19 protein-coding genes are annotated in these 21414 nt (G+C 54.1%); 2 read left to right on the forward strand and 17 right to left on the reverse strand.

The window, feature by feature from the left end; translation table 11 throughout:
• Window positions 1-62: 62 nt before the first annotated feature.
• From AMM48_RS00070 to AMM48_RS00150, 17 genes are all read right to left on the reverse strand, one after another.
• The gene (locus AMM48_RS00070; protein WP_102782435.1) at window positions 63-2069 is read right to left on the reverse strand and encodes a HAMP domain-containing sensor histidine kinase; all 2007 of its coding nucleotides are present in this window, start codon (window positions 2067-2069) and stop codon (window positions 63-65) included.
• Window positions 2069-3499 carry a sigma-54 dependent transcriptional regulator gene (locus AMM48_RS00075; RefSeq protein WP_102782436.1) on the reverse strand — a complete coding sequence of 477 codons (1431 nt, stop codon included), beginning with the start codon at window positions 3497-3499 and terminating at the stop codon, window positions 2069-2071. The genes AMM48_RS00070 and AMM48_RS00075 overlap by 1 nt, the downstream gene beginning before the upstream one ends.
• Before the next feature lie 181 nt (window positions 3500-3680).
• Window positions 3681-4076 carry a RidA family protein gene (locus tag AMM48_RS00080; protein ID WP_022733359.1) on the reverse strand — a complete coding sequence of 132 codons (396 nt, stop codon included), beginning with the start codon at window positions 4074-4076 and terminating at the stop codon, window positions 3681-3683.
• On the reverse strand, window positions 4069-4500 hold the full coding sequence (locus tag AMM48_RS00085) for a thioesterase family protein (protein WP_102782461.1): 432 nt from the start codon (window positions 4498-4500) through the stop codon (window positions 4069-4071). Before AMM48_RS00085 ends, AMM48_RS00080 begins: the two co-directional genes overlap by 8 nt.
• 1 nt (window position 4501) lies before the next feature.
• Entirely contained in the window at window positions 4502-5191 is a 690-nt protein-coding gene (locus AMM48_RS00090) for an ABC transporter ATP-binding protein (RefSeq protein ID WP_101304081.1), read from the reverse strand.
• A gap of 1 nt (window position 5192) precedes the next feature.
• On the reverse strand, window positions 5193-5942 hold the full coding sequence (locus AMM48_RS00095; RefSeq protein ID WP_102782437.1) for an ABC transporter ATP-binding protein: 750 nt from the start codon (window positions 5940-5942) through the stop codon (window positions 5193-5195).
• Window positions 5935-6921, reverse strand: coding sequence for a branched-chain amino acid ABC transporter permease (locus AMM48_RS00100; RefSeq protein ID WP_022733363.1), 987 nt, complete (start codon window positions 6919-6921; stop codon window positions 5935-5937). Before AMM48_RS00100 ends, AMM48_RS00095 begins: the two co-directional genes overlap by 8 nt.
• A 1-nt stretch (window position 6922) precedes the next feature.
• Complete coding sequence (locus AMM48_RS00105) at window positions 6923-7840, reverse strand: branched-chain amino acid ABC transporter permease (protein ID WP_181951533.1); 918 nt, start codon at window positions 7838-7840, stop codon at window positions 6923-6925.
• Window positions 7841-7920: 80 nt separating this feature from the next.
• Entirely contained in the window at window positions 7921-9060 is a 1140-nt protein-coding gene (locus AMM48_RS00110; RefSeq protein WP_101304077.1) for an ABC transporter substrate-binding protein, read from the reverse strand.
• A 138-nt stretch (window positions 9061-9198) separates the two neighbouring features.
• Window positions 9199-10044, reverse strand: a complete 846-nt coding sequence (gene kynA / locus AMM48_RS00115) for a tryptophan 2,3-dioxygenase (RefSeq protein ID WP_102782438.1) — start codon at window positions 10042-10044, stop codon at window positions 9199-9201.
• A gap of 2 nt (window positions 10045-10046) precedes the next feature.
• Entirely contained in the window at window positions 10047-11240 is a 1194-nt protein-coding gene (kynU, locus tag AMM48_RS00120; RefSeq protein WP_102782439.1) for a kynureninase, read from the reverse strand.
• Window positions 11237-12862, reverse strand: a complete 1626-nt coding sequence (locus AMM48_RS00125; protein WP_102782440.1) for an AMP-binding protein — start codon at window positions 12860-12862, stop codon at window positions 11237-11239. Before AMM48_RS00125 ends, kynU begins: the two co-directional genes overlap by 4 nt.
• Before the next feature lie 22 nt (window positions 12863-12884).
• Window positions 12885-14039, reverse strand: a complete 1155-nt coding sequence (locus AMM48_RS00130; RefSeq protein WP_102782441.1) for an acyl-CoA dehydrogenase family protein — start codon at window positions 14037-14039, stop codon at window positions 12885-12887.
• Window positions 14039-14851, reverse strand: a complete 813-nt coding sequence (locus AMM48_RS00135) for an enoyl-CoA hydratase family protein (RefSeq protein WP_102782442.1) — start codon at window positions 14849-14851, stop codon at window positions 14039-14041. Before AMM48_RS00135 ends, AMM48_RS00130 begins: the two co-directional genes overlap by 1 nt.
• Window positions 14844-15341 carry a MarR family transcriptional regulator gene (locus tag AMM48_RS00140; RefSeq protein WP_102782443.1) on the reverse strand — a complete coding sequence of 166 codons (498 nt, stop codon included), beginning with the start codon at window positions 15339-15341 and terminating at the stop codon, window positions 14844-14846. The genes AMM48_RS00135 and AMM48_RS00140 overlap by 8 nt, the downstream gene beginning before the upstream one ends.
• Window positions 15338-16096, reverse strand: coding sequence for an SDR family NAD(P)-dependent oxidoreductase (locus AMM48_RS00145; RefSeq protein ID WP_102782444.1), 759 nt, complete (start codon window positions 16094-16096; stop codon window positions 15338-15340). The genes AMM48_RS00140 and AMM48_RS00145 overlap by 4 nt, the downstream gene beginning before the upstream one ends.
• A gap of 5 nt (window positions 16097-16101) precedes the next feature.
• On the reverse strand, window positions 16102-18396 hold the full coding sequence (locus AMM48_RS00150) for a bifunctional salicylyl-CoA 5-hydroxylase/oxidoreductase (protein ID WP_102782445.1): 2295 nt from the start codon (window positions 18394-18396) through the stop codon (window positions 16102-16104).
• A gap of 213 nt (window positions 18397-18609) precedes the next feature.
• Here AMM48_RS00150 and AMM48_RS00155 point away from each other — a divergent pair, with 213 nt between their 5' ends.
• Window positions 18610-19446, forward strand: a complete 837-nt coding sequence (locus tag AMM48_RS00155; RefSeq protein ID WP_102782446.1) for an alpha/beta hydrolase — start codon at window positions 18610-18612, stop codon at window positions 19444-19446.
• A 1-nt stretch (window position 19447) separates the two neighbouring features.
• The gene (locus AMM48_RS00160; protein WP_102782447.1) at window positions 19448-21403 is read left to right on the forward strand and encodes a 3-hydroxyacyl-CoA dehydrogenase NAD-binding domain-containing protein; all 1956 of its coding nucleotides are present in this window, start codon (window positions 19448-19450) and stop codon (window positions 21401-21403) included.
• Window positions 21404-21414: the final 11 nt, after the last annotated feature.

Consider the following 21414-nt stretch of genomic DNA (forward strand, 5'->3'; position numbering starts at 1 on the left):
ATATCGCCGTGCATTTTTCGCGGATACTTTCCGGGTCTGTTGTCAGGTATCCGCCGGTGACCTTAGTCCGCTTCTGGCAGCCACATGGTAAATGTGGTGCCTGTACCAGGTGCACTTTCAACGCGCATGTGACCGCCTTGGCGATCAATCAGTGTCTTGCTAATGGATAACCCAAGCCCGGTCCCTTCGCGACGTTTTGTCGTATAGAACGGATCGAAAATCCGGTTCAATACCTCTGCATCCATGCCGGTTCCGGTATCGCGCACCGTGATCTGGATACCGGATTTCCCATGATGATCGACATCTTCATCGATAAGAGTAAGCACCCCCTGCTCAGGCATGGCATGCAGGGCATTGACCATTAGATTGACCAGAACCTGTTGCAGTTCGGTTCGGTTCATCAACACCAGACGGGCAGCCGTACTTTGGCGGGCCACTTCGATATCGGCCTTGCTCAGCAGATGTTGAACAAGGGGCAGGCAATCATCAATCACCTCTCCGACGATATGTCGTTCGACATAGCCTGCATATTCCTCAGGCTTGGCGAACTGCAGAAGCTTGGTGACAATCAGGTTGATGCGGTTGACCTGCTCGTCAATTAATCGCAGTTCGGTATCGGCGATACGCGCGTGCTCACCCAAAAGGTCGCGCAATACATCCAGATTACCTTGAAGAACCGCGACCGGATTGTTGATTTCATGCGCGACACCAGCGGTAATTTCGCCAATGGCCGCCAGTTTTTCGGACATAATGAGCTGTTTGGTCGTACTTTCCAGTTGCCGATTGGCTTCGCGAAGTTCACTGGTGCGCGCATCGACCCGTGCGTTGAGCTGATCATTCCAGGCCCGCAAACGTTTGTCACGTTCCTGCACCTGATCAAGCAAATCATCAAGATGCTCGGCCACCAGTGAAATTTCATCCTGCACCTGATTAAGACCGGTGCGCGCAGAAAAATCACCACTTTCAACCCGGTTAATAGTGTTGGTCATCCGTTCAAGTGGCTTGAAAATACCGCGCGCCCAGCGCAGGAAAATCGGAACAGACAGGGCCGCAACAAACAAAAACGCCCCGATGATGATCAGAAGGCTTTCATATTTGGTCTGGGCAAAGGGGGCTTCAAGAAAACCGACATAAAGCATCCCGACCCGCTTACCGAAACTGTCTTTGATCGGTTCGTAGGCCGAAATATACCAGTCATTGACGACAAAGGCCCGATCCAGCCAGACTTTGCCATCTTCAAGTACGGTTTTGCGCACGATACTCGATACCCGTGTCCCCAACGCACGGCGCTCGGCAAACAGGCGAACATTTGTGCTGACCCGGACATCATCAAGGAAAAGGGTGGCTGTGCCTTGGCTGCCTTCGGGCAGGCTGCTTTGGCGATAGACAAGGTCGTTGATCGTATCGATAAAGCCCAAATTCTGATTGAGCAAAATACCACCGACCAGTGCTCCTTCCCTGCCGCTTGGCAAGCTGACGTGACTTGCCGAGTGAACCACCATGCCCCGCGTTTCGGCATTACGGGTGGTCGGCACGGCATTTGGCGTCTCAACCAGATCAAGCCGTGCACGTGCAGCCAAATCCGGCGAGATCGCAGCAAGGTCGGCATTGCTGAAAATATCGATACTGGTCGACGCCCTGCCTGCAAAGGCCGATGCAATCACCGGCCAGTGAATAGCGGTGTCAGTATCAGGCCCTGTGTTCTCCCCATCAATCAGATAGAGGAAATCAAGCCCAAGGTCCTCCTGATGGCTGACGAGCAAATCATTGACCGCATCCGGGTTACCCGACATCAAAACCGTGCGAAAGGCAACCGATTGCCCCAGCGACTGTATCTGTTCGCCGGTATTGTCGAGAATATGGGAGAAGTACTGATGGGCAATTGTCAGATCACCACTGACCTTGGAGGTCAGCAGCGCATCAAACTTTGAATTCCAGCGTACCATCATCACGCCAAGCAACAGTGGCAAGATGACCAGTGTTGGCAAAAGTGCGATCGCCAAAAGCTTAAAGCGCACCGATCTTGTGCGTTTTGGTCGCGGCGAGACCGACCGGCCAAACAGCTTCATCACAGATCCCAGCTGGCACATTTACGATCAATGGTCTTGCGCGACACACCAAGACGCCGCGACGCTTCGTTGCGATTACCCCCGGTTTTATGCAGCATCGCCAGAATGTGACGGCGTTCCATTTCATCAAGTGTCTCGTCGCCGTCCGCTTGTGATCCCTGATCGGCGCGTTCATCGCGAAATTCATCGGGGAACCGGCCGAGGATGAGGGTTCGTTCAATCAGGTTGCGCAATTCACGCACGTTCCCCGGCCAGCCATAGCGGGTCAATCCCGCGCGAACCGCCCCATCCATGGGCACCTGACGCACACCAAGCTGCTTGGACAGCTTGGTCATAAACAGATTGGCAAGTTCAAGCACATCATCGCCGCGATCATGAAGCGGCGGCATCTCGATATGCATGACATTGATGCGGTAAAACAAATCGGCACGAAAACGGCCTGCTTCGACTTCTTCTTCCAAATCCGCATTGGTGGCAAAGACAAAGCGCAAATCGACCGGCGCTTCGCGTTCCGCCCCCACGGGGCGGATACGGCGGCTTTCGATGGCGCGCAAAAGTTTGCTTTGGGTGGCCAGTGACAGTTCACCGACTTCGTCCAAAAACAATGTCCCGCCCTGTGCATGCATGAAAAGCCCGTCACGGGCGGAGTGCGCGCCGGTAAAAGCGCCTTTGACATGACCAAACAGTTCGGCCTCAATCATCTCGGACGGAATCGCGGCACAGTTAATCGGCACAAACGGTTTTTCCGCCCGATCCGATAATGCATGCAAGGAGCGCGCGGTGACTTCCTTACCAGTACCACTTTGCCCGGAAATCAGGATTGACGTTGGCAAGGGTGCAACACGGGCAATGGTTTCGCGGATTTCCTGAATTTGCGGGGAATAGCCAATCAGCCTATCACGCAGCAACACATGATCGGACGTTGCGCGTAATTCATGACGCAGAACATGGTTTTCACGGCGCAACCGCATGCGATCAAGACACCGCGCCACCGCGTTTAAAATCTGGTTGGACCGAAATGGTTTGAGGACAAAATCAACAGCTCCCGCCCGCAACGCCTTAATCGCAGTGTCAAGATCAGCATAGGCCGTCATCAGGATGGCATCAGAGAAAAAGCCAATTTCGCGCTGCTCGGTCAGCCACTCGACACCGCTTTTGCCCGGCATAATGTTATCAAGGATCACCACATCAAAATGATGCTGATCAAGTTTTTTGGTTGCTTCTTCGCAATCGGCGGCCTCTTCAACCCGTTTGGCGCGTGGGCCAAGGGTGCGCACCAGAAAATTGCGCATGCCCGGTTCGTCATCGACAACCAGTATCGATGCCTTTTCCAGCCACGGGCCAAATTCCGGACCCGGGCCGCCAAAACTATCATCATTCCCAACAGGCGGTTTTACGCCATTGGCCTCATCCAATGCGGTCGATCTCATGATGGTCCTCCGCTGATACTTATTTTTGTTTTTTAAAAGCTTAGATCAGCAACGATGGAAAAGCAAAACCGTTGATAGCAACGATTGGGGTCCGACCAAAAACATCCGGGGTCCGCAAAACGTCAAAAGGGCAGCATAATGCTGCCCTTTGCGATCTATCGTATGGCGTTCGACGTGCAGTTTACTTCGGGATCACTGCCGTTGCTTCGATCTCGATCATGGCTTCGTCTTCGACCAATGCACTGACCACAACCATGGTCATCGCCGGGAAATTCTTGCCAAGGACGCGGCGATAGGCCTGACCGACTTCGCGCTGTTTGGCGAGATATTCCTGTTTGTCGGTGACATACCATGTCAAACGCGTCAGATGTTCCGGACGCCCACCGCCAGCTTGCAGCACGTCACTAATATTGATCAGTGCCTGCTCCATCTGACCGACGAAATCCTTGGCAACGAAAACCTGATCAGCATTCCAGCCAATCTGTCCTCCGATATACAACGTGGCACCTTCTGCCAACACGCCGTTTGCATATCCCTTGGGCTCTTTCCATCCATCTGGCTGAACGATTTTATGCATTTTTTTCTACCACTTGATTGATTTCTTTTTCGATTTTGGCACGCAAATCATCGGGCCATGCCACTGACTTTCCGGCGCCTCTTTTCGTAAACACCAGTGTGAGCGTTGTTTTCAGGCGTTGCTCCTCGCCCGAATGCGCGGTTATTTCCAGCTCCAAGCTAGACCGTCCGACCCGAAGCGGTGTCAAACGAAACTCAAGCTGATCGCCCAGCATGCTTGGCGCAGTAAAGGCAATACTGAGCCCCGCGGTTGGAACCGCCACCTGCATCGGCCCATGCATCGTCGGAAAACCACAACCAATCACGACATCGAACCATTCTTCGACCGTGGCGTTCACCATCTCGAAATAGCGGGGATAAAAGACAATCCCGGCTGGATCACAATGCTGAAACAGGACCTTTTGCCGATAGGTAAATACCGCCATATCAGACCCCCAAATACCGGTCAGCAAGCGCATCGGTCAGTTCATTGACCGCGCCGCTCCAGGCGGTAACGCCCTTTTCGACAATCACATAGCGATCTGCGACACCTGAAAGTTCTTTAAGCGACTTATCCACCACCAAAATGGTCAGACCTGATTGCTTAAGCTGATTGATTGCCGCCCAGATTTCCTGACGGACCACCGGCGCCAACCCCTCGGTTGCTTCGTCCAAAATCAGTAAACGCGGGTTGGTCATCAGCGCACGGCCAATGGCCAACATCTGCTGTTCACCGCCCGAAAGCGTCATCGCCTTTTGCTCCCGCCGTTCAGCAAGACGTGGAAACAACCCCGCCACCCGGTCGAAATCCCACTCACCCGGACGGGCCGCGGCAATCAGATTTTCCATGACGGTTAAACGGGCAAAGCACCGACGCCCTTCCGGCACCAGACCAAGCCCCAAGCGGGCCGCTTTGTGCGATGGCATTTTTGCCAAGTCCTGTCCGGCAAAGCGGATTGACCCATCGCGATGTTCCATCATGCGACAGATGGTCTTGATCGTGGTCGTTTTGCCCATACCATTACGCCCCATAAGGGCGACGGCTTCGCCTTCATTAAGCGATAGATCAATACCAAACAAGGCCTGCGATGCGCCGTAAAAGGCGGTCACACCACTAAGTTCGAGAAGTGCAGACATATCAGGCTTCCTCCCCGAGATAGGCACGTTTGACATCATCATTGCCGCGAATGTCATCAACAGTACCGGTCGCAATGACCCGGCCATAAACCAGAACCGAAATCCGGTCGGCCAAGGCAAAAACCGCATCCATGTCGTGTTCGACCAGAAGGATCGGGGCCTGTGCGCGCAAACCATCAAGGAAACCGGTCAGACGTTTGGAGCCCTCTGGTCCCATGCCCGCCATCGGTTCATCCAAAAGAAATGCACGTGGTTCAAGGGCAAGCGCCACCGCCATTTCCAACTGACGACGTTCTCCATGTGAAATATCGGCCGCACGCATCTCCGCACGATCCGCAAGTCCAACCCGCTCGAGCTGCGCCATTGCCGGTTCTACAAGCGACTTGTCGCTCAGCACCGGGCGGAAAAACCGAAAGACCTTCCCACTAACAGACTGGCGAGCGAGCATCACGTTCTGCAGAACCGAGAACTCCGGCATCAAGGACGACACCTGAAACGTTCTGGCAAGGCCCATGCGCGACCGTTGGACCGCGTCCAAGGCATTGATGTGCTGACCGTTAAAATGAATGTCACCGATATCAGATTTGATCTCGCCCGCGATCTGTTTGATCAGGGTGGATTTTCCCGCCCCGTTCGGCCCGATCAGTGCGTGGATTTCCCCCGCACGCAGATCAAGCGTTACGCTGTCACTAGCCAGAAGGGACCCGAATTGCTTGGTGATGTTTGACAGTGAAAGAATGGCATCAGACATGCTTGCGTTCCCCCGCCAAAACACCGACAAGGCCACCGCGCGCGAACAAAACCACGATCAGCAGCAACACGCCCAGCGGCAATTGCCAGAATTCCCAAACCCCGCCAAGCAGATGTTCAAGAATGATATACAACCCCGCCCCGGCCAGCGGGCCGAACAAGCGCCCCACTCCACCAAGAATGACAAACACCATGATTTCACCTGACATATGCCAGGACATCATCGACGGGCTAACAAAACGGTTGAGGTCCGCATAAAGTGCGCCGGCCAATGCCGTGATCATAGCTGAAATCACAAACGCCACCAGACGGATGCGAAACGGTGCAATCCCCACGGCCGTCATACGCTGGCTGTTCTGGCGTGCGCCCTGTAGGGCAAGACCAAACCGCGAGCGGATCAAAACAGCTGAAAATGCGATCGCAAGACCCAGCATCACGGCACAGAGTGCAAAATAACTGATCGGATCAAGGGTATTGAGCCCCGGGAACCCGTTGCGCACATAGATCGACAGGCCGTCTTCTCCGCCATATGCAGGCCACGAAATCGCGAAGTAATAGATCATCTGCGCAAACGCCAGCGTGATCATGATGAAATAAACACCGCTCGTCCGCAGCGTAATCGCCCCTATAGCCAAGGCAATAATCGCCGATGCCAGCAGCGCAACGATCCAGATAATGATCATCTGGGTCGTGCCTTCGATCTCGAACGGCCATGTCATAATCGGTTCGTAATTAAGCGCATGGCTGGCAAGAATACCCGCCGCATAGCCCCCAATTCCGAAGAACGCCGCATGGCCAAAGGACACAAGTCCTCCATAGCCAAGCACAAGGTTAAGGCCTACCCCCGCCATGGCAAAAATGGCCACCTTGGTCGCCAGGGTAATGATGAACGGCTCATCCATGCCCAGCGCAATCAATGGGACAATCACCAGCGCTAGACCAAGGATACAGTTGATAAAGGTTTCGCGGTTCATGGTCATATCAGGCTTCCGTCCCGAACAAACCGCTTGGCCGCAGGAACAAAACCAGCGCCATAACGATATAAATCAACATCGATGCAAGGGCGGACCCAATGGCCGTCGCACTTGCCGGATCAAGAAAGGTTGCAAACGCATGGGGCAACAAAAACCGCCCCATCGTATCGGTAAAGCCAACAAGAAGGGATCCGACCAGCGCGCCCTTGATCGAGCCAATCCCACCAATCACAATCACAACGAATGCCAAAATAAGCACCGGTTCGCCCATGCCGACCTGAACCGACTGGGTCGTGCCGACAAAGGCACCGGCAAGCCCGGCCAAAGCCGCGCCAAGGGCAAACACAATTGTATAAAGGCGATCAATATCCACCCCCAAGGCGGCAATCATGCCGCGATCAGCTTCACCCGCACGAATGCGAATGCCAAGACGGGTTTTACCAATCAGCAGGAACAAGCCCGCCGCCACAGCAAAACCGGCAATAATGATGGCAAGACGGAACAGCGGATATTGGAAATCACCGGGCATCACAACAGTGCCCGTCAGAAACTCCGGAACGCTTAGAAACAATGGGAAGGATCCGAAAATCCAGCGTGTGCCTTCGGAAAAAATCAAAATAAGGGCAAAAGTCGCCAAAACCTGATCAAGGTGATCACGGTTATAAAGACGGCGAATAATCAGTATCTCAACCAGCGCACCGGCAATGGCCGCCGCCATCAGGCTGGCAACAAGACCAAGCCAGAACGAACCGGTCCATGCCGCAACCGCCGCACAGGCAAATGCGCCAACCATATAGAGCGAGCCATGGGCCAGATTAATTAGCCCCATCACACCGAAAACAAGCGTCAGCCCAGATGCCATCAAAAACAGCATCACACCGGACTGAAGGCCGTTTAGCAGCTGCTCCAGGAAAAGAGTGAACATTATTGGAAACTCCGTCACAAGGTGGTCGGGGGCCGTAAACCATTATGGGCAACGGCCCCCACCGACTTGTCAGCCCGTGATTACATCGAGCATTCCGATGCATAGGCATCGGCATGATCTTTAAGGGCAACGCCAACGATCTTGTTGGTCAGAACGTCACCTTCTTTAACGACTTCACGGACATAGATGTCCTGAATCGGATGCTGGTTCGGACCAAAGACAAACTTGCCACGGACCGAATTGAAATCAGCCGCCCGCAACGCATCGCGGAATGCTTCCTTGTCATTGACATTTGCTTTGCCCATTGCTGAAAGCAGCAGGTTTGCAGTGTCAAAACCATAAGATGCATAGAGCGACGGCAGACGGTCATATTCAGCAACGAAGCTTTCAACGAATGCCTTGTTGGTCGCGTTGTCGATGTCTTTTGACCAGTTAGAGGTGTTTTTTACACCCAGAGCCGCATCACCAACTGCACCAAGAATGCCCTGATCCATCGAAAATGCCGGACCGATCAGCGGAATATCCACACCCGACTGAGCATACTGTTTCATGAACGCAATGCCCATGCCGCCCGGCAGGAAGAAGAAGACGCTGTCAGCACCCGACGCACGGATTTCCGCGATTTCGGCAGCGTAATCTGTCTGACCAAGCTTGGTGTAAACTTCACCGGCAATATCGCCAAAGAAGAAGCGTTTGAAACCAGCCAGGGAATCTTTACCGGCCGGATAGTTCGGTGCAAGGATGAAGGCGTTTTCATACCCCGCACTCGACGCGTAGCCACCGGCTGCTTCGTGCAGGTTGTCATTCTGATAGGAAACGCTGAAATAGTTCGCGTTACAGCCTTTGCCTGCCAACTGCGACGGTGCCGCATTAACCGACAGATAGAATTTGTCCTGTGCAACTGCAGACGGCACCACAGCCATGGCAAGGTTCGACCAGATAATACCGGTCAGAACATCAACCTTTTCCTGCTGGATCATTTTATCAGCAAGCTGGACAGCGACATCCGGTTTGCGCTGATCATCTTCGATCACGACTTCCAGATCGGGATTGTTTGCTTGTTTGACAGCCAGCATAAAGCCGTCACGTGCATCAATACCCAAGCTGGCACCACCGCCCGAAAGTGTGGTGATCATCCCTACCTTTACCGGATCGGCCTGCGCCGCGCCGGCAACAAGCAATGCAGCCACTGCTGCAATGGTTGTCTTAATACCCTTCATTTAAGCCTCCGTGTTTATACATTTTATTCGTTTAGCAACACGTTGATCCCACGACATTTATGTCTTTGTGCGTCGTGGTTTTAACGAACTTGATGCCTGCCCCTGATCTTGCAGTATTTGCATCATGCCCGTCCATCCTCAAAGCGTGGTTCGCACCCGCCAGAGTTCCGGAAACAGTTCTACTTCCAGCATTTTCTTAAGGTAACTGACGCCACCCGTGCCACCGGTCCCGCGTTTAAAACCAATAACGCGTTCGACCGTTGTCACATGGTTAAAGCGCCAGCGACGGAAGTAGTCTTCAAAATCCACCAGCTTTTCAGCCAGTTCATACAGCGACCAGTATTTGGTTGGATTGCTGTAAACCTTGTGCCAGGCCGCAATCACGGCGTCATCTGGCGTATAGGGCTGTGTGACATCCCGGCCAAGAACATGATCGGGAAGATCAATGCCTTCGCGTGCCAACAGGCGCAACGCCTCGTCATACAGACTGGGCGTTGCAAGCTCGGTTGTCAGCAACTCAAGAATATCTTCGCGATGGGCATGCGGGCGTAACATCGCGTGATTGCGGTTGCCCAGCATGAATTCGATCTGACGATACTGATGGGACTGAAACCCCGATGAAGGACCAAGCGCATCGCGAAACGTCGTATAGTCGCTTGGCGTCATGGTGCGCAACACGTCCCATGCGTTGTTAAGCTGCTCGAAAATCCGCGACACACGCGCCAGCATCTTAAATGCCGGGCGGAAATCACCCTCGCCCATGACGGCGCGGGCCGCACTGATTTCACGGATCGCAAGTTTCATCCAAAGCTCGGACGTTTGATGCTGAATGATAAACAGCATTTCGTCATGGGCATCAGATTTGGGATGCTGGGCGGTCAGGATCGCATCAAGCGACAGGTAATCGCCATAAGACATCTGATCGGAAAAATCCGTCTTCGCCCCCTCAGTACTAGGATCATATGGTTTGGTTTGCTTGGCCATGATCAGGTCACCGCGTTGCGTTTATGGAATTCCGGCTGATCCCATGATTTGGTTTCCATGATCTTGGCGAGAATTTGAACCGCCCCGTCCACATCACCATTATCGATATAAAGTGGGGTAAACCCGAAACGAATGATATCAGGTGCGCGGAAATCACCAATCACGCCGCGCGCGATCAAGGCCTGCATCACGGCATATCCGTGATCAAATTTGAACGATACCTGTGAACCACGGTGTTGCGGATCACGCGGGCTTGCCAGTTCCAGCATCGAACAGGATGCCTCGACACCTGCAATAAACTGCTCGCACAACTCGATACTGCGTGTGCGGATATCGGTCATGTCAACGCCGTCCCATGCCTTCATGGCTTCTTCAAGCACCGTCATCTGAATAACCGGTGGTGTGCCAACCCGCATGCGTGAAACATCCGGTGCCGGCGTATAATCACGGTCAAAGGCAAATGGGGCAGCATGGCCCAACCATCCTGACAATGCCGGTCGGATGGTTTTGGCGTGATCGGGCCGGACATAAATGAATGCCGGGGCACCGGGGCCGCCATTAAGATATTTATAGGTGCAGCCAACAGCGAAATCCGCGTTACATCCGGTCAGGTCAACCGGAACCGCCCCCGCCGAATGCGCCAGATCCCAGATCACAACTGCACCCGCCTTATGAGCAAGATCGGTAATGCGTTTCATGTCATGCATGCGCCCGGTGCGATAATCGACCTGGGTTAGCATCAAGACAGCAAGGTCTTCGTTGATCAGGCTTTCGACATCTTCGGGGTTTGGTGTTTTAAGCACGTGCCCCTTATCGAGACTTTTGATCAGGCCATCGGCCATATAAAGGTCAGTCGGGAAATTCCCGTTGTCCGATACAATCACCTTACGATCCGGGCGCAGTTCCAGCGCACTTGCCAATGCCTGATACACCTTGATCGACAAAGTATCGCCCATAACTACAGTACCGGGAGCCGCCCCAATCAAACGCGCGACAAGATTGCCGACACGTTCGGGTTGCGCCATCCATTTGGCATCATTCCAGCCCCGGATCAGCATTTCCCCCCATTCATCCTCAATCATCGCCTTGGCACGGTTTGCTGCCGACTTTGGCATCATGCCAAGCGAGTTCCCATCAAGGTAAATGACACCTTTGGGAATATGGAACAGGGATTTTGTGGCGGCGAAATCGATCATGCAGACATTTCCTGTTTCAGTCTGAAGCGCTGAATTTTTCCAGTCGCGGTTTTTGGCAGTGTCTCGATAAAGACGACGGAGCGCGGATATTTAAACGGCGCGATCGTCGCTTTTACATGATCTTGCAACTGTTTGGCCATCTCGGGTGTCGGATGAAAACCGTCTGCCAGAACGATATGGGCCTGAACAATGGTGCCGCGTTCTTCATTCGGTGCACCAATGACCGCACATTCGGCAACAGCTAAGTGGGACAACAAGGCGGCCTCGACTTCCGGACCGGCGATGTTGTAACCCGACGAGACGATCATATCGTCATTGCGTGCAGCAAAGTGATAGTAGCCATCCTCATCAACAAAGAACGCATCCCCTGTCAGGTTCCAGCCATCACGCACATACGTGCACTGACGCACATCATCAAGATAACGACATCCCGTCGGTCCGCGCACCGCAAGCCTGCCAACCGTTCCGACCGGAACTTCATTCATATCGTGATCAACGATCTTGGCTTCATATCCGCCAACCGGGCGCCCCGTACAGGCCGGGTGACTGTCACCAAACCGGTTGGAGATAAAAATATGGAGCATCTCGGTCGCGCCAATGCCATCGAGCATCGGTTTGCCGGTTTTTTCCATCCAGGCATCATAAACCGGCGCAGGCAGAGTTTCGCCCGCCGAAACAGCAGCACGCAGGGATGACAAATCAGCCCCTTCTTCCATCGCCGATAACATCACGCGATAGGCGGTCGGTGCGGTAAAGCACACCGTCGCCTTATAGGTTTCGATGATTTCGATCATGTTGGGTGGGGACGCTTTTTCAAGCAAGGTCGCGGTTGCCCCAAAGCGCAGCGGGAAAATGGCAAGCCCGCCCAGACCAAAGGTAAAGGCAAGGGGGGGCGATCCGACAAACACATCATCAGGCGTTACATTCAGCACTTCCTTGGCATAACCATCGGCAATGATCAAAAGATCACGATGGAAATGCATGGTCGCCTTGGGGCTGCCGGTCGTGCCCGAGGTAAACCCAAGCAAGGCCACATCATCGCGCCCGGTTTTAACCGCCTCAAATTTGACCGATTTGGTCAGGGCAATGCGATCAAGCTCGGCGTCATGATTGGCCGTCCCGTCAAAGCCAATGACCTTTTTAAGGAATGTGCTGTCCTTGGCACAGGCGACCATCTCATCCATCAGGCGCGTGTCACACAGCGCAAATTCGATCTCGGCCTTATCGACGATCTGGGCCAGTTCGCCGGACCGCAGCATCGGCATAGTATTGACCACAACCGCCCCTGCCTTGGTTGCCGCCAACCAACAGGCAACCATCGCCGGATTATTGGCCGACCGGATCAGGACGCGATTACCCGGTTTGACGCCATAATCCTCGACCAGCGCATGGGCGATACGGTTTGTCCAGTCTGCCAGTTCCTTATAGGTGCGCTGACGCCCATTGCCGATCAGGGCGGTGTTATCGCCAAAACCCTGTTCGACCATTTTGTCGGTCAGCTCGACCCCGGCATTCAGATATTCGGGATACTCAAACTTGTCCAAATTAAACTCTGGCCAGTCTGCCACCGGTGGCAAATTGTCCCGCGTGAATTGATCAGTATGTGCAGTTGGTCCGAGCATTGTGAAGTCCCTGATACAGCCATTATTGCGCCAGCGTTTGCCGTGCGATGATTATTTTCTGGACGTCTGATGCGCCTTCATAAATGCGCAGAGCACGAATTTCCCGGTACAGCAGTTCAATGATGTGCCCACTGCGCACGCCATCGCCGCCATGAATTTGCACCGCCTTATCAATGACGGTTTGTGCATGATCGGTTGCATAAAGTTTTGCCATCGCCGCTTCGCGGCTTACGCGCGGGGCACCGCTGTCTTTCAGCCATGCGGCGCGATAGACCAAAAGGGCCGACGCATCAATATCAAGCGCCATGTCCGCGACATGCCCCTGAACCATTTGAAGATCAAAAAGCGGCGCGCCAAACAGTTCGCGTTCCTGAACCCGCTTGATGGTTTCATCCAACGCACGGCGCGCAAAACCAAGGGCGGCGGCGGCAACGGTTGATCGAAATACATCAAGAACCGACATCGCAATTTTGAACCCGTCGCCACCATTGCCAATCAACGCACGTGCCGGGATGCGGCAATCGGTGAATTTCAGGCGTGCGAGTGGGTGGGGTGCGATGGTATGCAAACGTTCAGCAATTTCAAACCCGGGCGTGTTTGCCGGAACGACAAAGGCCGACAGCCCCTTGGCCCCCGGTGCTTCGCCGGTGCGCGCAAAGACGCAGTAAAAATCCGCGATCCCGCCATTGGAAATCCAGGTCTTTTCACCGTTCAGAATAAAGTCATCGCCTTCACGTTTGGCATCAAGGGCGATGTTGGCAACATCTGACCCCGATTGCGGTTCGGTCAGGGCGAAGGCAGCGATCCCTTTGCCGGAACGTACTTTTGGAAGCCAATCCCCCCGATGGGCTTCCGTTCCGAACAAAGAGATCGCACCACTCCCCAACCCCTGCATCGCAAAAGCGAAATCGGCCAACCCGTCATAGCGCGCCAATGTTTCGCGGATCAGGCACAGCGACCGCACATCCAGTTTCGATCCGGTATCTTGCGGATCAATTGCCGCATGGCGCAACCAACCGCCATCGGCCAGTCGGCGAACCAGATCCCGGCAGGCATCATCGACATCACCGTGATCAATGCCATCAAGATTGGTCGCCGCCCAAGCATCAAGCTTAACCGCCAGTTCACGGTGCCGGTCTTCAAAAAAGGGCCAATCAAGGAAGGATGTATCTGCCATCAGTCGCCCTCAAACACCGGTTTTTCCTTGGCGACAAAGGCCGTGTAAGCACGATTGAAATCTTCGGTCTGCATGCAAATTGCCTGCGCCTGTGCTTCAGATTCAATTGCCTGTTCGATCGACATGTTCCATTCTTGCGCCAGCATGGTCTTGGTCATCATGTGACCGAAATTGGGGCCTTGTGAAATACGGGTTGCAAGGGTGATGGCGTCTGCCTCAAGAACATCGGCCTCGACCAGACGGTTATAGAAACCCCAACGTTCGCCTTCCTCGGCCGACATCGAACGTCCGGTATACAGAAGCTCCGCCGCCCGGCCCTGTCCGATGATGCGTGGCAGGATCGCACATGCCCCCATGTCACAGCCCGCCAACCCGACACGGGTAAACAGGAATGCGGTTTTGGAGGTGGCAGTCGCCAGACGAAGGTCGGATGCCATGGCAATGATTGCCCCCGCACCCACACAAACCCCGTCTACCGCCGCAATCACCGGCTTGCCACAGCCGATGATCGACTTAACCAAGTCGCCGGTCATACGGGTGAATTCCAAAAGACCCTTCATGTCCTTTTTGATCAGCGGACCAATGATGTCATGCACATCCCCGCCAGAACAGAAGTTGCCACCGTTCGAGCCAAACACCACCGCCTTGACATCATCGGCATAAACCAGATCGCGAAAGGTATCGCGAAGCTCGGCATAGCTATCGAACGTCAACGGGTTTTTGCGGTCGGGACGATCCAGTGAAATGACCGCAACGTCGCCTTCCATGCGCCAGTTGAAATGGGTTGGTTTGATGTTCGCCATTTTAGTCATGGGGCGCCTCGTTATGATGGGAAATGGTGCGCAGAATACGGATCAGGCCATCGGCATCACTGGCCGAAAGGTCGCTAAACAGCTCGGAAACCCAGCCTTCATGCACAAGGGCCCGTTCGGCGAAATCCTTTTCGCCCGCTTCGGTCAGGCGCACAATCGATGCGCGGCGGTCATTTTCGACCGGCACACGTACGAGCATTCCCTCCCCGACAAGGCGATCAACAATACCGGTGACATTTCCGTTCGACACCATCAATGATTTTGAAAGTTCGCTCATGCGCATGCCATCGCGTTCGCGGTAAAGTGCGGCCAGAACATCAAAACGCGGCAGGGTTGAGCCAAATTCGATGCGCATTTTTTCGCGCAGCTCGCCTTCGATTTTGCGCGAGACTTTCAGAATCTGAAGCCACGCCCGCAAACGCGCCTTGGACAGATCAGATGTTTCATTATCCATCAGATCGCGCAGGTCATCGGAATGGTTCATATTCATACTTCTCCTCCCGATACCGAAATCGCCTGTCCGGTAATGGATGCCGCAAGTGGACTGCAAAGCCACATGACGGTGTTGGCCACTTCATCAGGCTGGATAAAGCGGTTCTGCGGATTGATTTTCGCAAGGCTTGCCCGTGCGGCGTCGGTGCTCATGCCGGTTTTGGCAACGATGTTTTCAACCGATTGTTCGAGCATCGGCGTTTCCATAAAGCCCGGACACACCGCATTTACAGTGACCGAACTTCTGGCAAGTTCGGCGGCCATGCCTTCGACCAGACCGATCACACCGTGTTTTGCCGCGCAATAGGCCGTGACATAGGCATAGCCCTTAAGCCCGGCGGTCGAGGCAATCGAAATCAGTCGGCCTGGCTTGGACTTATCCATCACAGCCAATCCTTCGCGGAAGGTCAGGAACGTGCCCGTCAGATTAACATCAATCGTGCGCTTCCACAGATCGACCGATGTTTTGCCAATCGGGGCACTTTCGGCCATACCGGCATTGGCAATCACCAAATCCGGTGCGCCGATTTCGGCCACCATGGTCGCATACATGTCGCGCACCGAAGTCTCGTCAGTCACATCGGCAACGATTGCTGTGATGTTCTGGTGCTGGGCAACCTCGACCAAAACGTCGCTACGCCGTCCAGCGATGGCAACCTTCACCCCGGTATCAGCCAACATGCGGGCCATAACGGCCCCGACACCGGAACCACCGCCAGTGATCAATGCGCGATGAATGGCAAGATCGGCCATGGCACTTAAACCTTTCCGGTCATAACGTCGGCCCGTTCGGCCAGACGTACCATCTGATCGCGCCCCGCATAATACGGTGCGGGCCAGTTTTCAGTCCGATTGCCAAGGGCGGCTGCCTGATGCAAGGTCCAATACGGGTTCGCCAGATGCGGCCGCGCCAGACAGACAAGGTCCGCACGCCCGGCCATCAGGATCGAATTAACGTGATCGGGTTCGTAAATGTTGCCCACCGCCATCGTCGCGATATTGGCTTCGTTGCGAATACGGTCAGAAAACGGCGTCTGGAACATCCGGCCATAGACTGGACGGGCATCCTTGGTAGTCTGACCGGCTGACACGTCGCAGATATCAACATCATTGGCCTTCAGAATGCGGGCAATCTCGACCGCTTCTTCGGGCGTGACACCATCATCCCCGACCCAGTCATTGGCCGAAATACGCACCGAAAGCGGCTTATGCGCAGGCCATGCGGCACGCACCGCATTGATCACTTCGAGTGGATAACGCATCCGGTTTTCAAGCGACCCACCATATTCATCATCGCGGACATTGCTGACCGGGCTGATGAAGGACGACAAAAGGTAACCGTGCGCGGCATGCACTTCGATCATGTCAAACCCGGCCCGGTCCGCCATTTTGGCCCCGGCGACAAATTGGTCACGGACCATGTCCATGTCATCGCACGTCATTGCCTTTGGCGCCTGATTGCGATCCGACCATGCAATGGCCGAGGCAGATAGAAGCGGCCAGTTACCATCGACAAGCGGCGCGTCCATTTCTTCCCAACCAAGCTGGGTTGATCCCTTGCGCCCGGAATGACCGACCTGCATGCACAGTTTTGCATCGGTTTCATTATGGACAAAATCGACAATCCGTTTCCAGGCCTGCTCATGTGCGTCGTCATAAAGGCCCGGACATCCGGGCGTGATTCGGCCATCCGCCGACACGCAGGTCATCTCGGTATAGACCATTGCTGCACCACCCTTGGCCCGTTCGGCATAATGCACCAAATGCCAATCGGTCGGGCAGCCATCAACCGCCTTATACTGGGCCATCGGGGACACAACGATTCGGTTTTTAAGCTCCATCTCGCGTAGCTTGAACGGTACAAACATAGGATGACGGACCCCGTCATTGGCCGGAACACCGGCCTGACGCTGGAACCAGCCTTCTGCCTCACCCAGCCATTTGGCATCGCGCAGGCGCAGGTTTTCATGGCTAATGCGTTGGGATCTGGTCAAAAGAGAATAGGTGAACTGAACCGGATCAAAATCGAAGTAGCGTTCAATTTCTTCGAACCATTCCATCGAGTTGCGCGCCGCCGACTGCAGGCGCAAAACTTCAAGACGGCGTTCGTCTTCATATTTACCAAAGGCCGATTTCAGATCGGTTTCGGAATGCAGATAATTTGCCAGCGCAATCGCGCTTTCAAGTGCCAGCTTGGTCCCCGACCCGATTGAGAAATGCGCGGTTGCCGCCGCATCGCCCATCAAAACAATATTATCATGCGACCAACTATTGCACAGAACGCGTGGGAAGCTCAGCCATGCTGATCCACGGACATGATGGGCATTGCTGATCAGGGCATGGCCATCAAGATGATCCTTGAATATTTCCTCGCAGGTAGCGATGGAGTCTTCCTTGGTCATCTCGCCAAAGCCATAGGCGTCCCACGTCTCTTGCGAACATTCGACAATGAAGGTCGCCGTTTCATCATCAAACTGATAGGCGTGCGCCCAGACCCATCCCTTGTCGGTTTCTTCAAAGATAAAGGTAAAGGCATCATCAAATTTCTGATGGGTGCCCAGCCAGACAAACTTGCATTTGCGCGTATCAATATCGGGCTGGAAATGTTCGGCATAGTCGGTGCGGGTTTTGGAATTCAACCCATCGCAGGCAACCACAAGGTCGTAATCCTTGTTATAGTCCGCCGCACTCTGGGCTTCTGTTTCAAAGCGCTGGTCTACGCCAAGTTCACGCGCACGTTGCTGCAACAGGATCAAAAGCTGTTTTCGACCAATGCCACAAAAGCCATGCCCGGTCGAGACTGTCTTAGCACCCCGATATTTGACCGCAACATCGTCCCAATAAGAAAAATGCGCCCGGATGGCTTTAGCACTTTTAGGATCATTATCAGCAAGGTTCGTAAGAGTCTCATCCGACAACACAACGCCCCAGCCGAACGTATCGTCGGCTTTGTTGCGTTCAATCACCACGACCTCGTTGGCCGGATCACGCAATTTCATTGATATTGCAAAATAAAGCCCCGCAGGACCGCCACCCAGACAAGCTACTCTCACCAGCTTTTCCCTTCCTGATTTGTTTGGTTGTTTCGGGAAACTGACAAAACGGTACGCCCCGAATTGATTTATTTCAAGCATAAATATTTTGAGTTTGAAATATCTGTGAAATTGCCTAGAATTTGCAAAACAAACGAAGGCGCGCCCACAATGGCCCCACGAAAATCACGGCTGGCGCCCCAACCATATCGACGATCAGGGAAGACAGATCACATGATTACCGACTGGGACGACGCATATGCCAATGGCGACCATATCGCCGATGCCAGCTCATATCCGGGCATGTGGGCAGAGCAATCCGCACGGTTCCGTGACACCCTGCTCGCGACCCAACGCGCAGAGCTTGATATCGCCTATGGCACCGGAGACCGCGAAAAATACGACCTGTTTCTTCCTGACGGCACGCCAAAGGGTTTGGTTGTTTTTGTGCACGGCGGGTATTGGAAGGCCTTTGATAAATCCAGTTGGTCACATCTGGCGAACGGTGCGGTTGCCAAGGGTTGGGCGGTATGCATGCCAAGCTATACGCTGGCCCCCGATACCCGCTTGTCGCAAATCACCGGTCAAATCGCGGCAGCGATAAATCATGCAGCAGCGCACATCGATGGCCCCATTCATTTGACCGGCCACTCTGCCGGTGGGCACCTCGTCAGTCGCATGGTCAGTGAAACCAGCCCACTGCTGCCGGACACCCTGTCACGTGTTAAAAATACAATCTCAATTTCTGGACTGCATGACCTGCGCCCACTTTTAAACACATCAATGAATGATGTTCTGGGGCTGGATGCTCAGGAAGCTGTGATGGAAAGTGCGGCACTTCTGCGCCCCGCCCTGCCCTGTTCAATTACCTGTTGGGTTGGCGCGGATGAACGTCCTGAATTTGTCCGCCAGAATGATCTTTTGGCCAACATCTGGACCGGACTTGGGGCATCGACCCGTGCGGTGCACGCCCCGGACAAGCATCATTTCAATGTTATTGCCGATCTGGCCGAACCGGATTCTGATCTGACAGCCTGTCTGCTGACCCCGATCAATCCGGAGGACATTTGACATGTCGACCGTCAACCTCACAACTGAAAACGACATCGCCTTTATCACCATCGACAATCCGCCGATCAACGCCACCAGCCACAGCGTGCGTCAAGGCATCGTCGACGCTCTTGATGAGATCGAAGGCGATAGCAGTATCAAGGTCGTCATTCTAATCTGTGCGGGCAAAACGTTCATTGCCGGTGCCGATGTCAGTGAATTTGGCCAACCGCCCAAAGACCCGATTCTGCCCGATGTGATCAAACGGTTGGAGGCCACCATCAAACCAGTCATTGCCGCCATTCATGGCCATGCGTTAGGTGGTGGGCTGGAAATCGCCCTTGGCTGTCATTACCGGATTGCGGAAAGTGGTGCGAAGCTTGGCCTGCCAGAAGTTAATCTGGGACTTATTCCCGGCGCTGGTGGCACAGTGCGCTTGCCACGCCTTGTTCCAGTCCGCGACGCTATTGCCATGATTACAGGCGGCAAACCGGTTTCGGCTGATAAGGCCAATGCAATCGGCCTGATTGATGCCATCACGCATGGCCCTCTTCGCGACGCTGCACTGGATTTCGCCCGCACCATCATTAATCGCCCGCGCCCCTTGGAATTGCGTCGCTGCCCGCCAGTTGATGCGCCTGATGATCATCAGTGGGATGAAATCATCGCGGGTGTCGGTAAAAAAGCCCGCGGACAGATTGCCCCCGTCATCGCCGCCCAGGCCATTCGCATCGGCATCGAACAGGACACTGCGGCGGGCCTTGTTCATGAACGCGAAAAGTTCGTCGAACTGCGCGATAGTGATCAATCCAAGGCACTGCGTCATATTTTCTTTGCCGAACGATCCGTTGCCAAACTTCCTGAACTTGATGGTGCTGCACCAAACCCAATCAATGAAGTCGGCGTGATCGGTGGCGGCATCATGGGGGCTGGCATTGCAACCGCATCCCTTTTGGCGGGTTTCAAGGCAACGATTATTGAACGCAACGAAGAAGCCTGCACCCATGGTCGCGCAACCGTTAAAAAGCATCTGAGTGGCAGCCTCAAGCGCGGCCTAATCACGCAAGATCGTTTTAACGATCTGCTGGCATCGCTTTCTACCAGCACCGACTACGCGGACCTTGGTACTGCCGATCTGGTGGTCGAAGCCGTGTTTGAAGATATGGCCGTCAAACACGATGTGTTTGGCAAGCTTTCGAAACACTGCAAACCTGATGCTGTTTTGGCCTCAAATACATCTTACCTCGACATCAACGAAATCGCGGCCAATTGCACTCATCCCCAGCGGGTAATCGGGCTTCATTTCTTCTCCCCGGCGCACATAATGAAGCTGCTTGAAGTGGTCCGTACTGATCAAGCCAACGCCACAAGCCTTGCCACTGCATTTGCATTTGCCCGCAAACTTGGCAAAATCGCGGTCCCCTGTGGTGTCTGCGATGGCTTTATTGGCAACCGTATTATGTCGGCCTATCGCAAGCATTGTGAGTACATGCTCGAAGATGGTGCGCTCCCCCATCAGATTGATGCTGCCATGGTTGAATTTGGCTTCCCGATGGGCTTGTTTGCCATGCAGGACATGGCCGGGCTTGAGATTTCCTGGGCAACGCGCAAACGTCTCGCCCCGTTCCGTGATCCGGCTGAACGCTACGTCGCACTTGGTGATTACCTGTGTGAGATGGACCGGTTTGGCAAAAAGAACGGTCTGGGCTGGTATCGTTATGATGAAAACGGCAAAGCTCTCCCAGACCCGGACGTCGATGCACTGGTGATTGCGGAATCGGATAAAAAGGGCATCACACGTCGCGATTTCGACGCCAAAGAAATCATTTCCGTCATCCTTGATGCCATGCGTAGCGAAGGCGATAAAATCCTTGCCGAGGGGATCGCCATGGGCCCTGACGCCATTGATGTCGTCATGGTCAATGGATACGGCTTCCCACGCCATAAGGGCGGCCCGATGTTCATAACCCAAAAGTAACCGGAATCAAG

Source organism: Thalassospira sp. GB04J01, assembly GCF_000751115.1.
Taxonomy (GTDB): Bacteria; Pseudomonadota; Alphaproteobacteria; order Rhodospirillales; family Thalassospiraceae; genus Thalassospira; species Thalassospira lucentensis.